General features: G+C 37.7%; 13 protein-coding genes and 1 tRNA gene. 3 read left to right on the top strand and 11 right to left on the bottom strand.

What is annotated here, in order from left to right; translation table 11 throughout:
• Positions 1 to 36: 36 nt before the first annotated feature.
• Positions 37 to 792: a tetratricopeptide repeat protein gene (locus tag CW736_RS02290; RefSeq protein WP_101012368.1), complete on the bottom strand. Its 756-nt coding sequence runs from the start codon at positions 790 to 792 to the stop codon at positions 37 to 39.
• Between the two features lie 204 nt (positions 793 to 996).
• Here CW736_RS02290 and CW736_RS02285 point away from each other — a divergent pair, with 204 nt between their 5' ends.
• The 3 genes from CW736_RS02285 to CW736_RS02275 are packed head-to-tail and all read left to right on the top strand — an operon-like array spanning position 997 to position 3,825.
• Complete coding sequence (locus tag CW736_RS02285; RefSeq protein ID WP_232735397.1) at positions 997 to 1,941, top strand: geranylgeranylglycerol-phosphate geranylgeranyltransferase; 945 nt, start codon at positions 997 to 999, stop codon at positions 1,939 to 1,941.
• A complete protein-coding gene (locus CW736_RS02280; RefSeq protein ID WP_101012367.1) occupies positions 1,941 to 2,894 on the top strand; it encodes a carbon-nitrogen hydrolase family protein in 954 nt (317 codons plus the stop codon). The genes CW736_RS02285 and CW736_RS02280 overlap by 1 nt, the downstream gene beginning before the upstream one ends.
• A 31-nt stretch (positions 2,895 to 2,925) precedes the next feature.
• Positions 2,926 to 3,825, top strand: a complete 900-nt coding sequence (locus CW736_RS02275) for a GYDIA family GHMP kinase (protein WP_101012366.1) — start codon at positions 2,926 to 2,928, stop codon at positions 3,823 to 3,825.
• 70 nt (positions 3,826 to 3,895) lie between these two features.
• Here CW736_RS02275 and CW736_RS02270 read toward each other — a convergent pair whose 3' ends face one another.
• From CW736_RS02270 to gldJ, 10 genes are all read right to left on the bottom strand, one after another.
• Positions 3,896 to 5,998, bottom strand: coding sequence for a peptidylprolyl isomerase (locus CW736_RS02270; RefSeq protein ID WP_101012365.1), 2,103 nt, complete (start codon positions 5,996 to 5,998; stop codon positions 3,896 to 3,898).
• Between the two features lie 207 nt (positions 5,999 to 6,205).
• A complete protein-coding gene (locus CW736_RS02265) occupies positions 6,206 to 7,477 on the bottom strand; it encodes a hemolysin family protein (RefSeq protein ID WP_101012364.1) in 1,272 nt (423 codons plus the stop codon).
• A gap of 2 nt (positions 7,478 to 7,479) precedes the next feature.
• Positions 7,480 to 7,671, bottom strand: coding sequence for a hypothetical protein (locus tag CW736_RS02260; RefSeq protein ID WP_101012363.1), 192 nt, complete (start codon positions 7,669 to 7,671; stop codon positions 7,480 to 7,482).
• A complete protein-coding gene (gene lptC / locus CW736_RS02255) occupies positions 7,668 to 8,261 on the bottom strand; it encodes an LPS export ABC transporter periplasmic protein LptC (RefSeq protein ID WP_101012362.1) in 594 nt (197 codons plus the stop codon). The genes CW736_RS02260 and lptC overlap by 4 nt, the downstream gene beginning before the upstream one ends.
• Positions 8,261 to 9,622 (bottom strand): tetratricopeptide repeat protein, encoded by a 1,362-nt coding sequence (locus CW736_RS02250; protein ID WP_101012361.1) that lies wholly within the window; start codon positions 9,620 to 9,622, stop codon positions 8,261 to 8,263. Before CW736_RS02250 ends, lptC begins: the two co-directional genes overlap by 1 nt.
• A gap of 20 nt (positions 9,623 to 9,642) precedes the next feature.
• Positions 9,643 to 10,908: a hypothetical protein gene (locus tag CW736_RS02245; RefSeq protein WP_232735396.1), complete on the bottom strand. Its 1,266-nt coding sequence runs from the start codon at positions 10,906 to 10,908 to the stop codon at positions 9,643 to 9,645.
• A complete protein-coding gene (locus CW736_RS02240; RefSeq protein ID WP_101012360.1) occupies positions 10,905 to 11,639 on the bottom strand; it encodes a type III pantothenate kinase in 735 nt (244 codons plus the stop codon). The genes CW736_RS02245 and CW736_RS02240 overlap by 4 nt, the downstream gene beginning before the upstream one ends.
• Before the next feature lie 74 nt (positions 11,640 to 11,713).
• Positions 11,714 to 11,786, bottom strand: a tRNA-Phe gene (locus tag CW736_RS02235).
• Positions 11,787 to 11,863: 77 nt separating this feature from the next.
• Positions 11,864 to 13,129 (bottom strand): UDP-N-acetylmuramoyl-tripeptide--D-alanyl-D-alanine ligase, encoded by a 1,266-nt coding sequence (locus CW736_RS02230; protein ID WP_101012359.1) that lies wholly within the window; start codon positions 13,127 to 13,129, stop codon positions 11,864 to 11,866.
• A gap of 76 nt (positions 13,130 to 13,205) precedes the next feature.
• The gene (gene gldJ, locus CW736_RS02225; RefSeq protein ID WP_101012358.1) at positions 13,206 to 14,903 is read right to left on the bottom strand and encodes a gliding motility lipoprotein GldJ; all 1,698 of its coding nucleotides are present in this window, start codon (positions 14,901 to 14,903) and stop codon (positions 13,206 to 13,208) included.
• Positions 14,904 to 15,081 lie beyond the last annotated feature (178 nt).

Raw genomic sequence — 15,081 nt, 5'->3', positions numbered from 1 at the left:
AATGAGTTTTTGGTAAGTTATAAAACTAAATTGATGTTACTCGCTTATTTGCAGCCGTGTTTTTAAGGTAGCGATATCTAGAACAAGCTGTTTGTCTTGGTGTTGTTGTTGGGCGCGTTTGAGGACCTTTATGGCTTTTTCATAGTTCTTTAATTTATCCTCATAAACGGCGGCTAGTTTTCTATAGGTAACTAAAGAGCCACCGGTTTCTACCGCTTTACTATAGGAAGCTATTGCTTTGCCATAATCTTCTTCATATTCATCGATAAACCCATGAGCAAGATGTCCATCTACAGGAGATAATTTTAAAAGTTCATCGGCATAAGAGCGGCTTTTCTTAATAGAGCCACCTACTATACCTGGTAACTCGCAGTATAATTGAGATAACGCATGTCTTGATTCTATATGATTGAGATCTAATCCGGCAGCTCTTTTAAGATACATCTTGATATCGTCCAGCATGCCTAGTGCTTTTAACTTGGAGCAACCTTTAGCATAAAGTCCCATGGCACCACCATATTTAAAGTTGTAGTGGGCGTCTTTTGGTTTGATTTCTAAGAGTAGCTTGTAATAGTTCATTGCCGTTTCAAAGTCTTTTTTATGACCGGCTATGTCTCCTAAACGTTCTACAACATTTAAGTCTGTACTGTCCTGCTCGTACAATTTAGAAAACGAGAACAGTGCTTTGTCGTATTTTTCTGCTCTGTATAATTGTTCCGCTTTCGCGAAAGCGGACTGACCATAAACAACTGTGCCCGTTAAAAACAATAGTGCGAATAAAATCTTCTTCATCTGACAAAAATATCAAAAACTAAACCAATAATCCTTATTGGAGATCGCTTTTCAAATTTTTAAGTTTTTTCTTATACCATAGCGGCTTTTACGCCTTGTATTTATGCTGATAATGTCATGGTCTATTTTGAATAGTTGGGAACCGAGAACACAAGCATTTCTTAATAGTTGACGTTTTTAAGATTCATGTCTTAAATTAGCTTCGTGAAAGCAGAGCAACCACATCCACTGAATAAGCGACTAGGTTTAAAGACACTTTTGATAAAGTCATTAAGTCTCTTTTCCAGTGTGCGTTTGTACAACGTAATTATTGTTGCTATTGCTCAGTTTCTGGCAGCTATTTTTATCATGGCGCCAGAGCTTTCTGTCTCTTCTATTTTATCAGATTATAAACTATGGTTGATCATCATTGCGAGTAGTGCCGCGATTGCCGGGGGCTATATTATTAATAATTTTTACGATCGAGAAAAGGACCTGATCAACAGGCCACAAAAAACTTTGTTGGAGAACCGGGTGCGACGCTCTACATTATGGTCAGTGTACTTTGTAGTGAACGGTCTCGCTTTTATTTTGGGAAGTGTGGTATCCTGGCGTGCAGGACTATTTTTTGCAGCCTATATTTTTGCGATGTGGTTCTATTCTCATAAATTAAAGCGGGTATTATTCTTAGGTAATTTGATGTCGGCACTGCTTGCTGTACTTCCGTTTTTTGTGCTTTTTATGTACTATAAAAATTTCTATCCAGTTATATTTGTTCACGGCGGATTTCTATTCTTGATTCTAGGGATGCGAGAATTGGTCAAAGATTTAGAAAATTTAAGGGGTGATCTGGTCCAAAATTATAGAACGATACCCGTTGTCTTAGGAGAAAAACAAAGCAAGCAGTTTTACACTTTGCTTACCTTCCTTACGATTGTTCCTATCGCTGCTTTAATTACTTATTTTGAAATAGGGTATATGCAGTATTACTTTACATTAATCGTAGGATCATTGCTAGTATGTTTGCCATTGATCTGGTCTTCTAGACGCAAGCGCGAGTATTTATTGATACATTTTATTCTTAAAATAATAATAGGCGCTGGAGTGTTTTCTATTTTATTAATCGATTTACCTGTTATCATATCAAGATTACAAACCATTTTTAACTAATGAATTCAATTATTAAAGTAGCCTTAGCCCAAATCTCTCCCGTATGGTTGGATAAAAAAGCTACCCTGGAAAAGATATTGTCTACGCTGGAAGAGGCGGTAAGAGAACAAGCCGAGTTGGTTGTCTTTGGAGAAGGATTGTTGCCAGGGTATCCGTTTTGGCTCGCTCTTATGGATGGAGCGTCTTGGAATAAAAAGGAAGTAAAAGAATTGCACAGGCATTATGCGCTGAATGCAGTTTGTATAGAAAAAGGAGATTTAGATGCTGTTTGCGCTTTCGCGAAAGCGAAACATATATCCATCTATCTCGGTGTCATAGAAAGACCTGAAGACCGCGGTGGACACAGCCTTTATGCGAGTATGGTTTATATAGACCAAAAAGGAGTTATTCAGAGTGTGCATAGAAAACTGCAACCCACTTACGACGAACGACTCACTTGGTCACCTGGTGATGGGAACGGTCTGGTGACACATCAACTCAAAGATTTTACGGTGAGTGGTCTCAATTGTTGGGAAAACTGGATGCCTTTAGCTCGTGCAGCTATGTATGCGCAAGGAACTAATTTGCACGTAGCCTGCTGGCCGGGTAGTGATCACAATACCAAGGATATTACTAGATTTATTGCGCGAGAAGGACGTTGTTATGTGCTTTCAGTTTCTAGCACGATGTTTAAAGAAGATTTTCCAGAAGGAACACCTTATTTAGAGGAGTTGTTGAAAAATGCACCAGCGGTACTTACCAATGGTGGTAGCGCTATTGCTGGGCCTGATGGAGAATGGATCGTTGCGCCTCAAGTCGGTAAAGAAGAACTTATTTACGCCACTTTAGACTTTAATAAGGTGCTGGAGGAGCGCCAAAATTTTGATCCCGTAGGTCATTATTCGCGTCCAGATGTAACTCAGTTGCAGGTGAACAGAGAACGACAGAGTACGGTGAAGTTTATAAACGGTTAAAGATTTAAAGCAGGTCATCTTGATAGAAAAAATGAAATTTAAAGCGCACGGTAAGTTTTTAATAACAGGTGAATACGCTGTTTTGAACAACGTTCCTGCACTCGCTATGCCTTTAAAATTAAATCAGTATTTAGAAATCTCTTACAGAAATGATCAAGAGATCACTTGGAAAAGTTATAATAGTGATGGTGATTTATGGTATGAGCTAGCCACCTATGTGAACGACTTGTATTCAGATACAATACATTGTTCTCATCCCATTACATCTAAGTTAAGGGAGGTTTTAACTACTGCTTTGGAGCTTACTTCTAAGGGTTCTTTACGAGGTTTTGATGCAGTGATGACCTTGGATTTTGATCGTCATTCAGGAATGGGAACCAGTTCTACTCTGATTTCCTTAGTATCGCAATGGTTGGGATGTGATCCATATCAATTGCAATTCAAGTGTTTTGGAGGTAGTGGTTACGATGTGGCGTGCGCGACAGCAGATCGTGCGCTGATTTATAATTACAACGATTCTAAACCTATTGTCGAAGAAGCCCACTTTGATCCAACTATTAAAGATCAAATTTTCTTTGTGTACCTCAATCGCAAGCAAGACAGTAGAGATTCGATTGCTATGTTCCAACAAGAATTGTTAACCGATGAGTTGCGAGAAGAATTAAGCCTCATGCCACAAGGTTTTATAAGCGCTTCTAAAGACCTTTCTAAGTTTAATTACATCATAGAAAGGCACGAAGAGATCATCTCTAGTTTAATAGGTTTAGAGCCTATAAAGAACCAACTCTTTATAGATTATAAAGGTGCAATCAAATCTTTAGGTGGTTGGGGTGGTGATTTTATCATGGCAACTGGTGATCTTGCTGCTCGTGATTATTTTAAGAATAAAGGATATGATGAGATTCTTGAATGGGATGAGGTAGCCGTATAACCTTAAGAAACTTTACTAAACTAAAAACGCCACTCTTAGAGTGGCGTTTTTAATGTTATAGAATGTTTTTTTAATAAAATACAGCTCTATTATCTTCAATCTCTACAGACTTTTTCAAAGCTTCTACAAGTTGAGAAATGGATTGATTTGCAGCTTGGGTTGCAATAGTATTTGCATTTGCTGCATAACTCTGTAAATCTGGAGCAGATTCAATAGCGATTACTTTAATAACAAAAACACCAGCTACACCAGTTATAGGCTTAGAGGTGCCGCCTCGTTCAAGGCCGAATGCTGTTCCTACTACTAGTGGCTCTTCACCTATACCAGGAATCGTTGGATTCTTGCGGTCTACGGTAGAAGCTGTTTTAGTGGTTTGTCCTTGGTTTTTTGCAATCTCGGCAAGATTTGTCGACTTGATTTTATCTAGGATCAGTTGCGCTTTCTTCTTTTTTCTTAAGATAGGTGTTACTTTAAAACTGGCTTCTTCACTAGACATGTTTCCTGCTTTCGTCTTTTTGGTAATTTTTACGATGACATATCCTTTTGAAGTTTCAAAACGATCTACATCGCCTAAAGAACTCTCTTCATTAAATGCCCATTTAACGATACTTCTGTTTTTACCTATTGTCGGTAAAGTTTCATCAAGTGACTTAAGGTTTTTAACTGGTGTTGCCGTAACTCCGTTTTCTTTTGCAAGAGCAGTAAAATCTCCTGATTTTGCCGCTTGCTGAAATTTCACTGTTTTGGTATATAAATCTTTTCCAGTTTGTTTAGAAGCGAGTATTTTTTTAGAAACAGTAGCTAGTTTAATAGCGTCTTTTGCAGCGGCAACATCATCTATTCTTACAATTTGATAACCGAATACCGTTTCTACAAGACCGACAGTTCCTTTACTATTTTCATATATGAACTCGTTAAATTCAGGGGAATAATTTCTTGCATTGCCAGAATACATAACCCAGCCGATGTCTTGACCGTTTGCTACTTCTTTATTCTCTTTAAAGTATTCAAATTTAGAGTCAAAGCTTTCTTTGTTTTGTCCTATGATGTTAAAGATACTGTCTGCTGTTTTCTTAGCAGCTTCTTTATTTCTAGTTACTGAAGAAGCGGTTCTTTGAGCACCAGCATAATCAATAATTATACGTCTGTTTTGAACACTGTCGTTGATCACCTTTTTGTTTTCAACAAGTGATAATTTCATGTATTCTCCATCTTCATACGGGCCAAATGTTTGTCCTTTTTCTAGGGAGGCTATTGCCATTGCTGCCGCAGTTAAGTTAGCGGTCATTGTATAGCGATTGTTATAAGGCAAGTCACTGTTCTGAGCTACGTAAGCATCGAGATTAGTCGCGTCGGTAATAGCAGGAATAGTATAGTCTTTATTAGTGCTTAGATTACGTAGTGTTTGTGTAGTAAGCAACTTATTTAAGTCAGATTTAAGAGCCTCCTTGTCAGATGGAGATGCATTGTCCTCAAAAAGGGCAAACTCGATATCACGTTGTGCTGCTACTTTAAACTGGTCTTTGTGTTGGTCTACATAAGCATCAATTTCTGACTTAGTAATTTCTACTAGGTCGTCGGCAATAGTGTTGTACGGAATATTAACATAAGTAAAAGAACGCTTGTCGTTTTCCATTCTGTATTCCATCTCGCCGTCTGCATTTGTAGCGATAAGACCTGATTTTAATAAATTAAAAAATTGTTCTTGTCTTGCATTTGCAGCGATATCTAGAACGTAATCGTTCCATACAGAAGGATCGATTCGGTCTACTTCAGCTTTAAAAGCTGCTTCAGAGAAGGAGCCATCAGCATTTTGAAATTGTGGATTGCTCTTGTAATTTGCCTTTACTAGTTCGGCTACTTTTTCATCCGTAACTTGGATTCCAGCAGCCGTAATTTGTTGATCTAGTACCGCGTTTCTTACTTCTTGATCCCATACAGAATTTACTGCTTGCAATTGAGATACGTTAGCACCTCCACGTTGAGAAGCGTTTTCTACTTTTCTAGCAAAATTCTCTCGATCAATTTCTGCATCACCTACGTAACCTACTGCGTCAGATTGTTTTTGTCCACCTGAGGTAAGGACACCTTGAATAATAAATGCAAATAATGCTAGTGCAATTACTAAAATCAGAATAACTCCTTGATTTCTAATTTTACCTAATATCGCCATGGTCGTTTATTTAATATTTTTGATGAGGGCGAAAATAGTGTTTTCCGCCTAATAATTAAAGTCTCAGCCTGCTTTAAAACTTTGTTTTTAAAGATTAAATAAAATAGGCTAGGAGAACGCTGTTTTTTCCGCTTTCGCGAAAGCGGGATACTTATTTCACTTATAGGAAGGTAGCATGCTTATGGCCTGTTTAAAATGCTAGTGAGATTACTCGGCCTCTCCTAAGGTGAGATGTACTAAATCTATCTTATTATCTGATTTTTCTAGTATTTTATAAGTATTTCCGTTGATGACTACAATATCTCCTTCTTCTGGAATCCCAGCTGTTTCATTAACTATAAGACCTCCTAAAGTCTCGTACTGATCGCTTTCTGGCAGGTCTAGTTTATAGTTTTCGTTAATTTGATCTACTTCCAGACGAGCACTTAATTTAAACTCAGTTTCACTGATTTGTTGATCGATCAATAAGTCAGAATCGTGTTCATCTTCAATTTCTCCAAACAGTTCTTCTATAATATCTTCTACGGTGATTAAACCGCTCGTACCTCCATATTCATCTAATACGATGGCAATGCTTTTATGTCGTTTGGTAAGTAGGCTTAACACATCTTTTGCGAGCATTGTTTCTGGAACATTGATCACGTTGCGTTTTACCTGCTGGACATTTTCTGGTGATTTGAACAGGTCAAAACTGTGCACATACCCAGTAATATCATCTATAGTGTCTTCGTGGATTAGAATTTTTGATAAACCTGTGGCAACAAACTTTTTATTCAGCTCTTTTACTTCGGTATTTTGATGTACCGATATCATTTCTGTTCTAGGCACCATGATTTCACGGGCTTTCAGACCTCCAAAATCGAGAGCGTTCTGGAAGATCTGGATTTCTGTATCCAGGTCTTCTTGCAGTTGGACACTTTCCATTTGCTCGGTGATGTAATTACCCAGTTCAAGTTTAGAAAAGGTTAATTGCAAGGCATCTCCATTTGATTTAAAAAAGGCTTTGAGTATAAAATCTGATATCTGTATACAAAACCAAGAAACTGGCCAGAATAATAGGAAAAAGATATAGGCAGGAATAGCAAAAAACTTCAATAACTCATTGGCATAGATTTGGAAAAACACCTTTGGTAAAAACTCTGCGGTAAGCAGTATTATTAAGGTGGTGAACACCGTTTGAGTAAGCAGGTTGTTTAGCGCATCGGCATATTGTGGAAATGATTCTACTAGATAACCACTCATTAATCGCTCCATAGCAAATCCATAGACTACTAGCGAGATGCTATTACCTATAAGCATGGTAATAATAAACTTAGAAGGCTGTACGGTGAGGTTGCGCAGCACACGTCCTATAAGGTCATTTTGTCGTTTTTCTAATTCTATATGAATCTTATTAGAAGAAACATAAGCGATTTCCATTCCTGAGAAAAAAGCACTCAAGACCAGCATTAAAACGATGATAAGAATATGTAGGAGCATTATTATTTGTTGCGTTCCTCAAATCTACGACGAAAACGGCGTTTGAAGAAGAACATAAATACAGCTACTGCTGCCATTCCAAAAAGCATATAGGCTTGATTGGCGTTTTTACTTAATTCTATAAAGCCTGTAATGATAAACATGGCTGCAAAAATTAAATAAGCATACTCGAAATATTTGAAAAATTTGCTCATTGGTTTGATTTTGATATAAAGGTATCGTCTGGATTTCTCGCTTGGTAAATTTTAAGGTCTTCACTTGCGTCCAGAACCGTTGCTGTAATACGACCTACTTCTTCTTTTGTTTTTGGGTCTTTTAAAACAATCTCAAAGGGCGGTTGGTTAGTAAAAATCCACTTAGCGGTCTGGTCCCAGTACAGCTGTTCTCCACTAAAGGTATTTCCATCACTAGTGATGATTTTTACATTTCCTTTTAAATCGACCAAATTGGTTTTGTCATACAAAGTACCAGCGTTTGCTGTAATGGTGGTCACTTCTGTTTTATTATTCCGGTACTCGTAGACCTCTACTTTTATTCCATCAGGAAACTGCGTGTAGGGAAACTCGTCATTAGAAAAATCTAACATTTTTTCTCCTTGAAGCGTTAATTTTAATTTCCCGCTATCGGTATGTTTTAATAGCATGTTTTCTACTTCACCTACAGGTTCATTAGAAGCTATTTCCATTTTTTGGATCTCCTTAAGATTATTATCACATGATGCTAAAAAACAGATCACGGCTAATGCCGTGATCGTGATTTTTAATATGTGAAAATGTGACCTCATTAAAAGTTAGGTATTCTTACAGACTCTCCGACCCAGCAGTTAAACGTGATGGTATCACCAGACTTGTATTCACTAGAGAATATATCCTTTTTACTTGGAGCTGCGCCATTGTAGCTAGCAACATATTTGTTTGCCGTATTTTTCAATGATGGATCTACTCTTGCCGCTTTCTCAGCATAACGAGCAGCGACCCAATAAACAGCTCTTTTTTCAAGTGGATTTGCTCCACAACTTCCAGTGCTATTTGCGATCATATCTGCGATTTTCAAGTAAGGCTGACCAAAAGACGGTCTTAAAGCTACTGCATTAAGGTATTCTCTTCTAGCGCTGGCATATTGACCTTGACTTCTATATATATTACCTTTTTTATAGTAGATAGTTACTTTAGCGTCGTTATCAACACCTAGTTCTACGGCTTGATCCCAATATTGAAACTTCTCCTTAGTACTTACAGCAATATTACCTAAACCGTATGCAGTTCTTGCACTAGGATTAATCGCGTGTAAAGCTTTAACAGATTTGATGTAAAGAGGGGCGTCTGTACAGTCTTTCTTTTGTAACCTAACTAATACGTTGCTCAACCATTCTTTACTAGTCTTATTAGCTTCAAAATCTGCATCGTACAAAGGAATCAATTTATCACAGTCTGCGAGTTCTCCTAGAGTACCATTTACACTACCCATTACAATGCCGTAATTTTTGAGGTTGGCCTCTTGGTATCCTATAGTTTTCTGTTCTTTTTCAGTAAGAGCACTAGTTTCTTGTTTGGATAACAAATCTGCTACTACTTTAGATCGTTCATCCTGAAGAGATTCTATCTGGGTAGTTAACTCGTCATAGATTTTAAAGAGCGTTTGAAGGCTTAGTTTGGATTCTTCAAACTGCATTTCGGCAAGCTTAAAATAAACGATCATTCCACTAGGATCAGTAAAGTTTCCTTTGTCATTAGTAAATAGATCGTGAAGCATTTGAAACTGTTCTTCAGAAGTACCTACTTTGTACTTTTGCATGGTTCTTGCGATTTCAATCTTTTTTCTTGTAACATCTACTTTATCTGGGTAATTTGAAACTTGAGTCTTCAGCATTTTTATTAGGCCATCTACATTATCTTTTTCGGCACCTATATTTTTCCTCAATCTATGTTCATAGATTTGCTCACCATATTGGTATATGGCTGGGCTGGCGTTTGGACAATTTTCAACAAGTGGTCCTAATTGCTTGAAAGCTTCATTATAATTTTTTGATTTTGCATTGTCTGCAAAGATGCTTAACATGATGTTGCAGTCCCCTGCTTCTTGTGCTTTCGCGAAAGCGAAACTAAAAACAGTTAAGGCTATTAATAGGGGATTTTTAAGTTTCATAATTATATTTTGTATTGTTTTTAATTATATTTTCTTTTTATAAACCAAGTGTCGTTTAGGGATAGTCCAAGAGAGAAATTGAAAAATCTTTCTCTAATCAGTCCAGCGTCTTGAGTACCTCTTTGTCCTAGTTCAAACCCGATGTTTGCGTTTGAAAAACCAGATCTACGTCCGATAGGTAATCCTAAACCAAAAGATATGCCAAACTCATTTATGCTTGAAGAATTTATTCCATCTCCACTTACTATTAAACCAAGTTCCTCATATCGTATTCCACCTCTATAGACCACGCGGTCCCAATAATTAGTAATACTATTATAATTAGGAACATAAAACCCTCCAACTCTATAAGAATCAGCATCCTTAAATGTGGTTCCTGCTGGTGCAAAAGATCTTGAGCTGATGGCGCTACTACCTTGAATAGAGTACTCGGCACCTATATTCCATTTAAGCGGTTGACCTATAGTTACTCCAAAAGTTAATTCTGAAGGTAGTTTAAGGTTTTGTTCACCAAACTCGGTAGCTCTAGTACTTACAATATTCTCATCAAGGCTAGGTGTAAGTGCGAAAGTAGATAAGGTACGCTCGTTTTTTGCATTCAAATCACTTTCTGGACTGTATACGGCACTTGCTTGAAGTTCTAGCTTTTCACTTATCATTTTTTGATAATGCAATCCAAAATTAAAGGATGCGCCACTGAAGTCTGTTTCATTAACTTCATTAGTACCGAATTGAGCGGTATTAATTGCAACACTGGAAGAATTGGTTTCTTCCCCGAAGTTGTACCTGAATTCTCCACCCAAACTTAATTCGGGAGTTAATTTATATCCAAAGCCCAAATAAGCCCTTGTGATACTTCCTTCTCCTGTAAATCGGGAATACAACGCGTCAGTAACACTTCCTATTTCGTAACCTACAGAATTGAAGGGTACAAGACCGAAACCAAATCCAGCGTTTTTACCTACAGGAATACCTATACTAACATATTCAATGGTTGTTGCATCGTAGGAATCACTTTGTGTTTCTGTAGAGGCCCATGTTTTAGAATGAACCGCTCCTAGAGAATAGGTAGTAAGCCTAAGGTTGCCATAGGCTGCTGGATTTCTTAAATTGATATGGACACTATCTACGTAGGTACGCATGCTCCCCATACTGCGATTTTCTATCGTGCCTTTAAAGGTTTGCTGTCCTAAACCAAAGAAGGAATAGGGTGATGAAGTGCGCGATTGAGCAAAGCCGTTTATGCTGGTTAAAATCACTACCGCGATTACTAAACTTCTGATCATAGGTTTTTATTAAATAGATACAAATTATAGATGCCTTGTAGCATCAAAAAAGGCGTGGCAAAGAAACGGTTTTTTAGTTGTTTTATCAAGAGCTCGCTATCACCACCGGTGATAAATACTTCTAAATCTTTATGAGACTTTTTATAGCTCTTGATAACTCCTTTTATTTCTAAACTCAATCCGTTCATCACGCCACTGTGAATCGATGTTTCAGTTGTGTTTCCAACTATTTCTTTTACATGCTGTGGTTCTAATAACGGTAGGTTTGCTGTAAAATTATGGAGGGATTCATAACGCAATTTTAATCCTGGAGAAATGGCACCACCATAGTAATTTTTGTCTTGGTCTACAAAGTCGTAAGTCACGCAGGTACCAGCGTCTATGACTAGTAAAGGCTTATTCTTCTCTGATAAACAAAGCGCTCCAGCGACTAAGGCCATGCGGTCGTTACCCAACGTTAAGCTTTGATAATGATTGTTAAATGGTAATTGAATACCGCTGTTCACTTCAAAAACGGTTTGGAATTTCACTTTGAGGTATTGTACCAATTCTTTTGGTAGTTTTCCTACATTACATAGTGCCAATTCATTAACGTCTGGATAGATGTCTAGCAGGCCTTGTAAGTCGGTAGTAAAACTGCTGAGGTTGGATCGTTTGGTTATATATATATTGAAATGATCCATTACAGCAATCTTGATGGAGGTGTTACCTATGTCTATAGCTATAATCATAAGAATATCAATTTACGTTATTAAATGAAATCGATTTAAAAAGCAAAAAGCCCGATCTTTAGATCGGGCTTTTGTGGTACCTCCAGGAATCGAACCAGGGACACAAGGATTTTCAGTCCTTTGCTCTACCAACTGAGCTAAGGTACCTTTTGCTCGTAAGCGATGGCAAATTTACGTAATTATTGATTTGATAAAAGCTTTTTTCTATTTTTTTTTAAAAGATTTTAAGAATACCATTCTTGGTCTTTTAATAGGCGCTCTAAGCCCATTCCTCGGGATCCTTTTATTAATATAACTTGCTCTTTGTCAGTGTTTATTTTATAAGATTCACAGAAATCATCTAAACTTTTAAATGGTACCGCATAACCCGTTGTGGATTTACTAAAGTGCTTTCCTAATAAGAAAACATCATTTATTTTTAAATCTTCTGTAAGGTTGACCATGTTTTGATGCTCTTCTAAGGCATATGCTCCTAGTTCAAACATGTCTCCCAAAATAGCTACTTTATGCTTGTATTCTTGAGCTGCTAGATTTTCTATAGCCACCTTCATGCTGCTTGGGTTTGCATTATAGGCATCGAGAATGATTTTTGTCTTTCCCACTTCAATAATCTGAGAGCGATTATTTTTAGGAATGTAACTTTCTATTCCTTCAACAATGTTTTTTGGCTTCATATCCATTAGAAGCCCTATGGCAAACGCAAAGAGTGCGTTGTGATAGTTATATGCCCCTGTAAGATGTGTTTTAATCAAGTTGTTTTCTGTGATAAATGTAACAAAGGGTGTTTCTGAATACAAACTGGTGTTTTCAGGGGTGAATACTTGGTGAATCCCAGCTGATCTTACGATCTGTTCTGGATCCCATCTTCCAATAATAGCTGTACCCTTTGACTTTCTTAAGTAATCATACAGCTCACTTTTACTCGTTTTAACACCTTCTACACCGCCAAAACCCTCTAAGTGGGCTTTGCCATAATTAGTAATTAGACCAAAATCAGGTTGCGCAATCTCACACAAAGCGGCTATTTCTTTGGGATGGTTGGCTCCCATTTCTACAACGCCTATCTGATGACTGGAGTTCAATGAAAGTAGGGTAAGAGGCACCCCTATGTGATTGTTAAGGTTTCCTTCGGTTCCTTTTACCTTGAATTGAGTGGATAAAACGGCTATGATGAGTTCTTTCGTTGTTGTTTTACCATTGCTACCCGTTAGTGCTATGATGGGTATATTGATATGGTGTCTGTGCAACGTCGCGAGTTGCTGTAAACATTCCAGCACCTCCTTTACAACGGTTACTCTATCATCTTCATTCCATTTGGAATCGGTACTTACTGCATGAACGGCTCCTTGTTGAAGAGCTTCCTCTACATAAAGATTGCCATCAAAATTTTCACCAGAAAGGGCAAAGAATACTTGTCCTTTTTCTATGGTACGGGTGTCTGTATTTACTCCGGTAGATTTAAGGAATATTTGATGAATCTGGTCGGTCATAAAAGTTCATTTTTTGGGTACTAAAAAAGCCCTTAAAATAAGGGCTTCTTTACAATTATAAAAGTACTCGATTTAATTATCGAGGAGTTTTTGTCTTTTTAGCTTTAGAACCAACTCTTGACATCGCACATCGGAAACCCAAGTCATCCTTTGCCATATCTTGAGGGTAAGATCTTCTGGAAGCAGGGTCTAACCAGTAGGCTCTGTCTCTCCAAGATCCACCTTTGATAACTCTTACCTCGTTGTTGATAAGGGAAGTTCTGTTGGAATCTGTATCATACTGACGGTCTAGAGTACCTGTAGAATCAACACTCGCACTGTGTACGGGGGAGTTGTACATTCTGTTCTCAGGATTGTTTTGCGTTGTTTTGTCTGAAGCAAAATATTTTGTGGACTGTGCATCACCATCACGGAAGTCACGGTTATCACTTCTATCAAAATTAGTTCTCAAGTAAGTCTCGTCTTCATCGATCGCTTCTTGTTCTATTTCACCTGGTAAGGCACGAGCAATCACTTTACCGTTGCTTAAGGTTTGATAAGGAATCTCATCTATATCTACTTTATCAACTATAGCGACTTTACCTGTATTGTCAATTTTATTTCTTGTATACACATTACCACGGTAGTAGTTGAAGTCGTTAAACTCGTCATCTATCATAGGTCGATATACATCAGCAACCCACTCAGAAACGTTTCCGGCCATTTCATAAACTCCAAAGTCGTTAGGTTCGTAGAATTTTACAGGAGCAGTAATGTCTGCACCGTCATCACTCCATCCAGCGATACCTCCGTAATCTCCATCACCTTGCTTAAAGTTAGCTAAATGATCACCACGTGTTTTGCGATTTCCACTTCTGGTGTACTGTCCATCCCATGGGTATTTTTTTCTACCTCGGTAAGAATTGTACTCACGTAAACTTCCTAATCCTAAGGCAGCATATTCCCACTCGGCTTCAGTAGGTAATCTATAAGCTGGTAAAAGAATACCATCTTTTCTTGTCACGTAAAGTCCTTTCACTTGTAGCGTACTATCTTTTGCGGCTCTTGCTTCTTTCTTTTTTACAACTGCAGCAGATCTTTTACCTCCCATTGTAATTGTTGAATCTCCTTTATAAACTAAAGTAGGAGCAGCTAAGTATGTTTCTGTATTGAAGACTTCTTGCGAGCCTTGATTTGCAGTAAGAGCATTTTTAGAAGTGTAGCCTTGCTCGTTAAGAATTAGTTCATTCACACGATCAGTCCTCCAGTTAGCAAATTCAACAGCTTGAATCCAAGTTACTCCAACAACAGGATAGTTTTGGTATGCAGGGTGACGCAAATAGTTTTTTGTCATTTCTTCATTAAAACCTAAACGGTTTCTCCAAACGAGAGTATCTGGTACAGCTCCATTATAGATTTTACTGTATGCTTCGTCATCAGCAGGGAAAACGGCTTTGATGTATTCTAGCATCTCTAGATACATCCCGTTAGTCACTTCTGTTTCATCCATATAAAAAGATTGCACGTGCTGTTGATTAGGAGTATTGTTCCAATCGTGCATAGGGTCATCTTTAACACGGCCCATGGTAAATGTACCACCTTCTATGAATACAAGACCGGGTCCCGTATCCTGTTCTTTATATTTAGTGCTTAATTCAAATCCGTTTTTACCGGTTACGTCCCAACCGGTTCCACGAGATGTGCTGGTGTAGTCGCTTCCACCACCACCACAACTCACTATAGCCATACCGGATAAGAGAGCAAAGACTGCTTTTACTGCAAAGTACTTCTTCATTTTGGAAATTTGTTTTGAAAAATGATTCGCAATATAATTATTTCCCTCAAATACGAAAGCATTAATTAACATTATTCGCATTACATTTGTCGTTCAAGCATATTAAACGTCGATGAAAGGCATTTATTATTCGACTTTGTAAAACTTTGTGAATTTTATTTACATACTAATTACTCGT

The organism is Nonlabens sp. MB-3u-79 (assembly GCF_002831625.1).
In the GTDB taxonomy this organism is placed as follows: Bacteria; Bacteroidota; Bacteroidia; order Flavobacteriales; family Flavobacteriaceae; genus Nonlabens.
This window is presented reverse-complemented; position numbering and strand designations above follow the sequence as displayed.

Excerpts from the sequence above, each read along its gene's own strand:
- CW736_RS02290 (WP_101012368.1), bottom strand. The coding sequence starts at position 792 with ATGAAGAAGATTTTATTCGCACTATTGTTTTTAACGGGCACAGTTGTT.
- CW736_RS02280 (WP_101012367.1), top strand. The coding sequence starts at position 1,941 with ATGAATTCAATTATTAAAGTAGCCTTAGCCCAAATCTCTCCCGTATGG.
- CW736_RS02275 (WP_101012366.1), top strand. The coding sequence starts at position 2,926 with ATGAAATTTAAAGCGCACGGTAAGTTTTTAATAACAGGTGAATACGCT.
- CW736_RS02270 (WP_101012365.1), bottom strand. The coding sequence starts at position 5,998 with ATGGCGATATTAGGTAAAATTAGAAATCAAGGAGTTATTCTGATTTTA.
- CW736_RS02265 (WP_101012364.1), bottom strand. The coding sequence starts at position 7,477 with ATGCTCCTACATATTCTTATCATCGTTTTAATGCTGGTCTTGAGTGCT.
- CW736_RS02260 (WP_101012363.1), bottom strand. The coding sequence starts at position 7,671 with ATGAGCAAATTTTTCAAATATTTCGAGTATGCTTATTTAATTTTTGCA.
- lptC (WP_101012362.1), bottom strand. The coding sequence starts at position 8,261 with ATGAGGTCACATTTTCACATATTAAAAATCACGATCACGGCATTAGCC.
- CW736_RS02250 (WP_101012361.1), bottom strand. The coding sequence starts at position 9,622 with ATGAAACTTAAAAATCCCCTATTAATAGCCTTAACTGTTTTTAGTTTC.
- CW736_RS02245 (WP_232735396.1), bottom strand. The coding sequence starts at position 10,908 with ATGATCAGAAGTTTAGTAATCGCGGTAGTGATTTTAACCAGCATAAAC.
- CW736_RS02240 (WP_101012360.1), bottom strand. The coding sequence starts at position 11,639 with ATGATTATAGCTATAGACATAGGTAACACCTCCATCAAGATTGCTGTA.
- CW736_RS02230 (WP_101012359.1), bottom strand. The coding sequence starts at position 13,129 with ATGACCGACCAGATTCATCAAATATTCCTTAAATCTACCGGAGTAAAT.
- gldJ (WP_101012358.1), bottom strand. The coding sequence starts at position 14,903 with ATGAAGAAGTACTTTGCAGTAAAAGCAGTCTTTGCTCTCTTATCCGGT.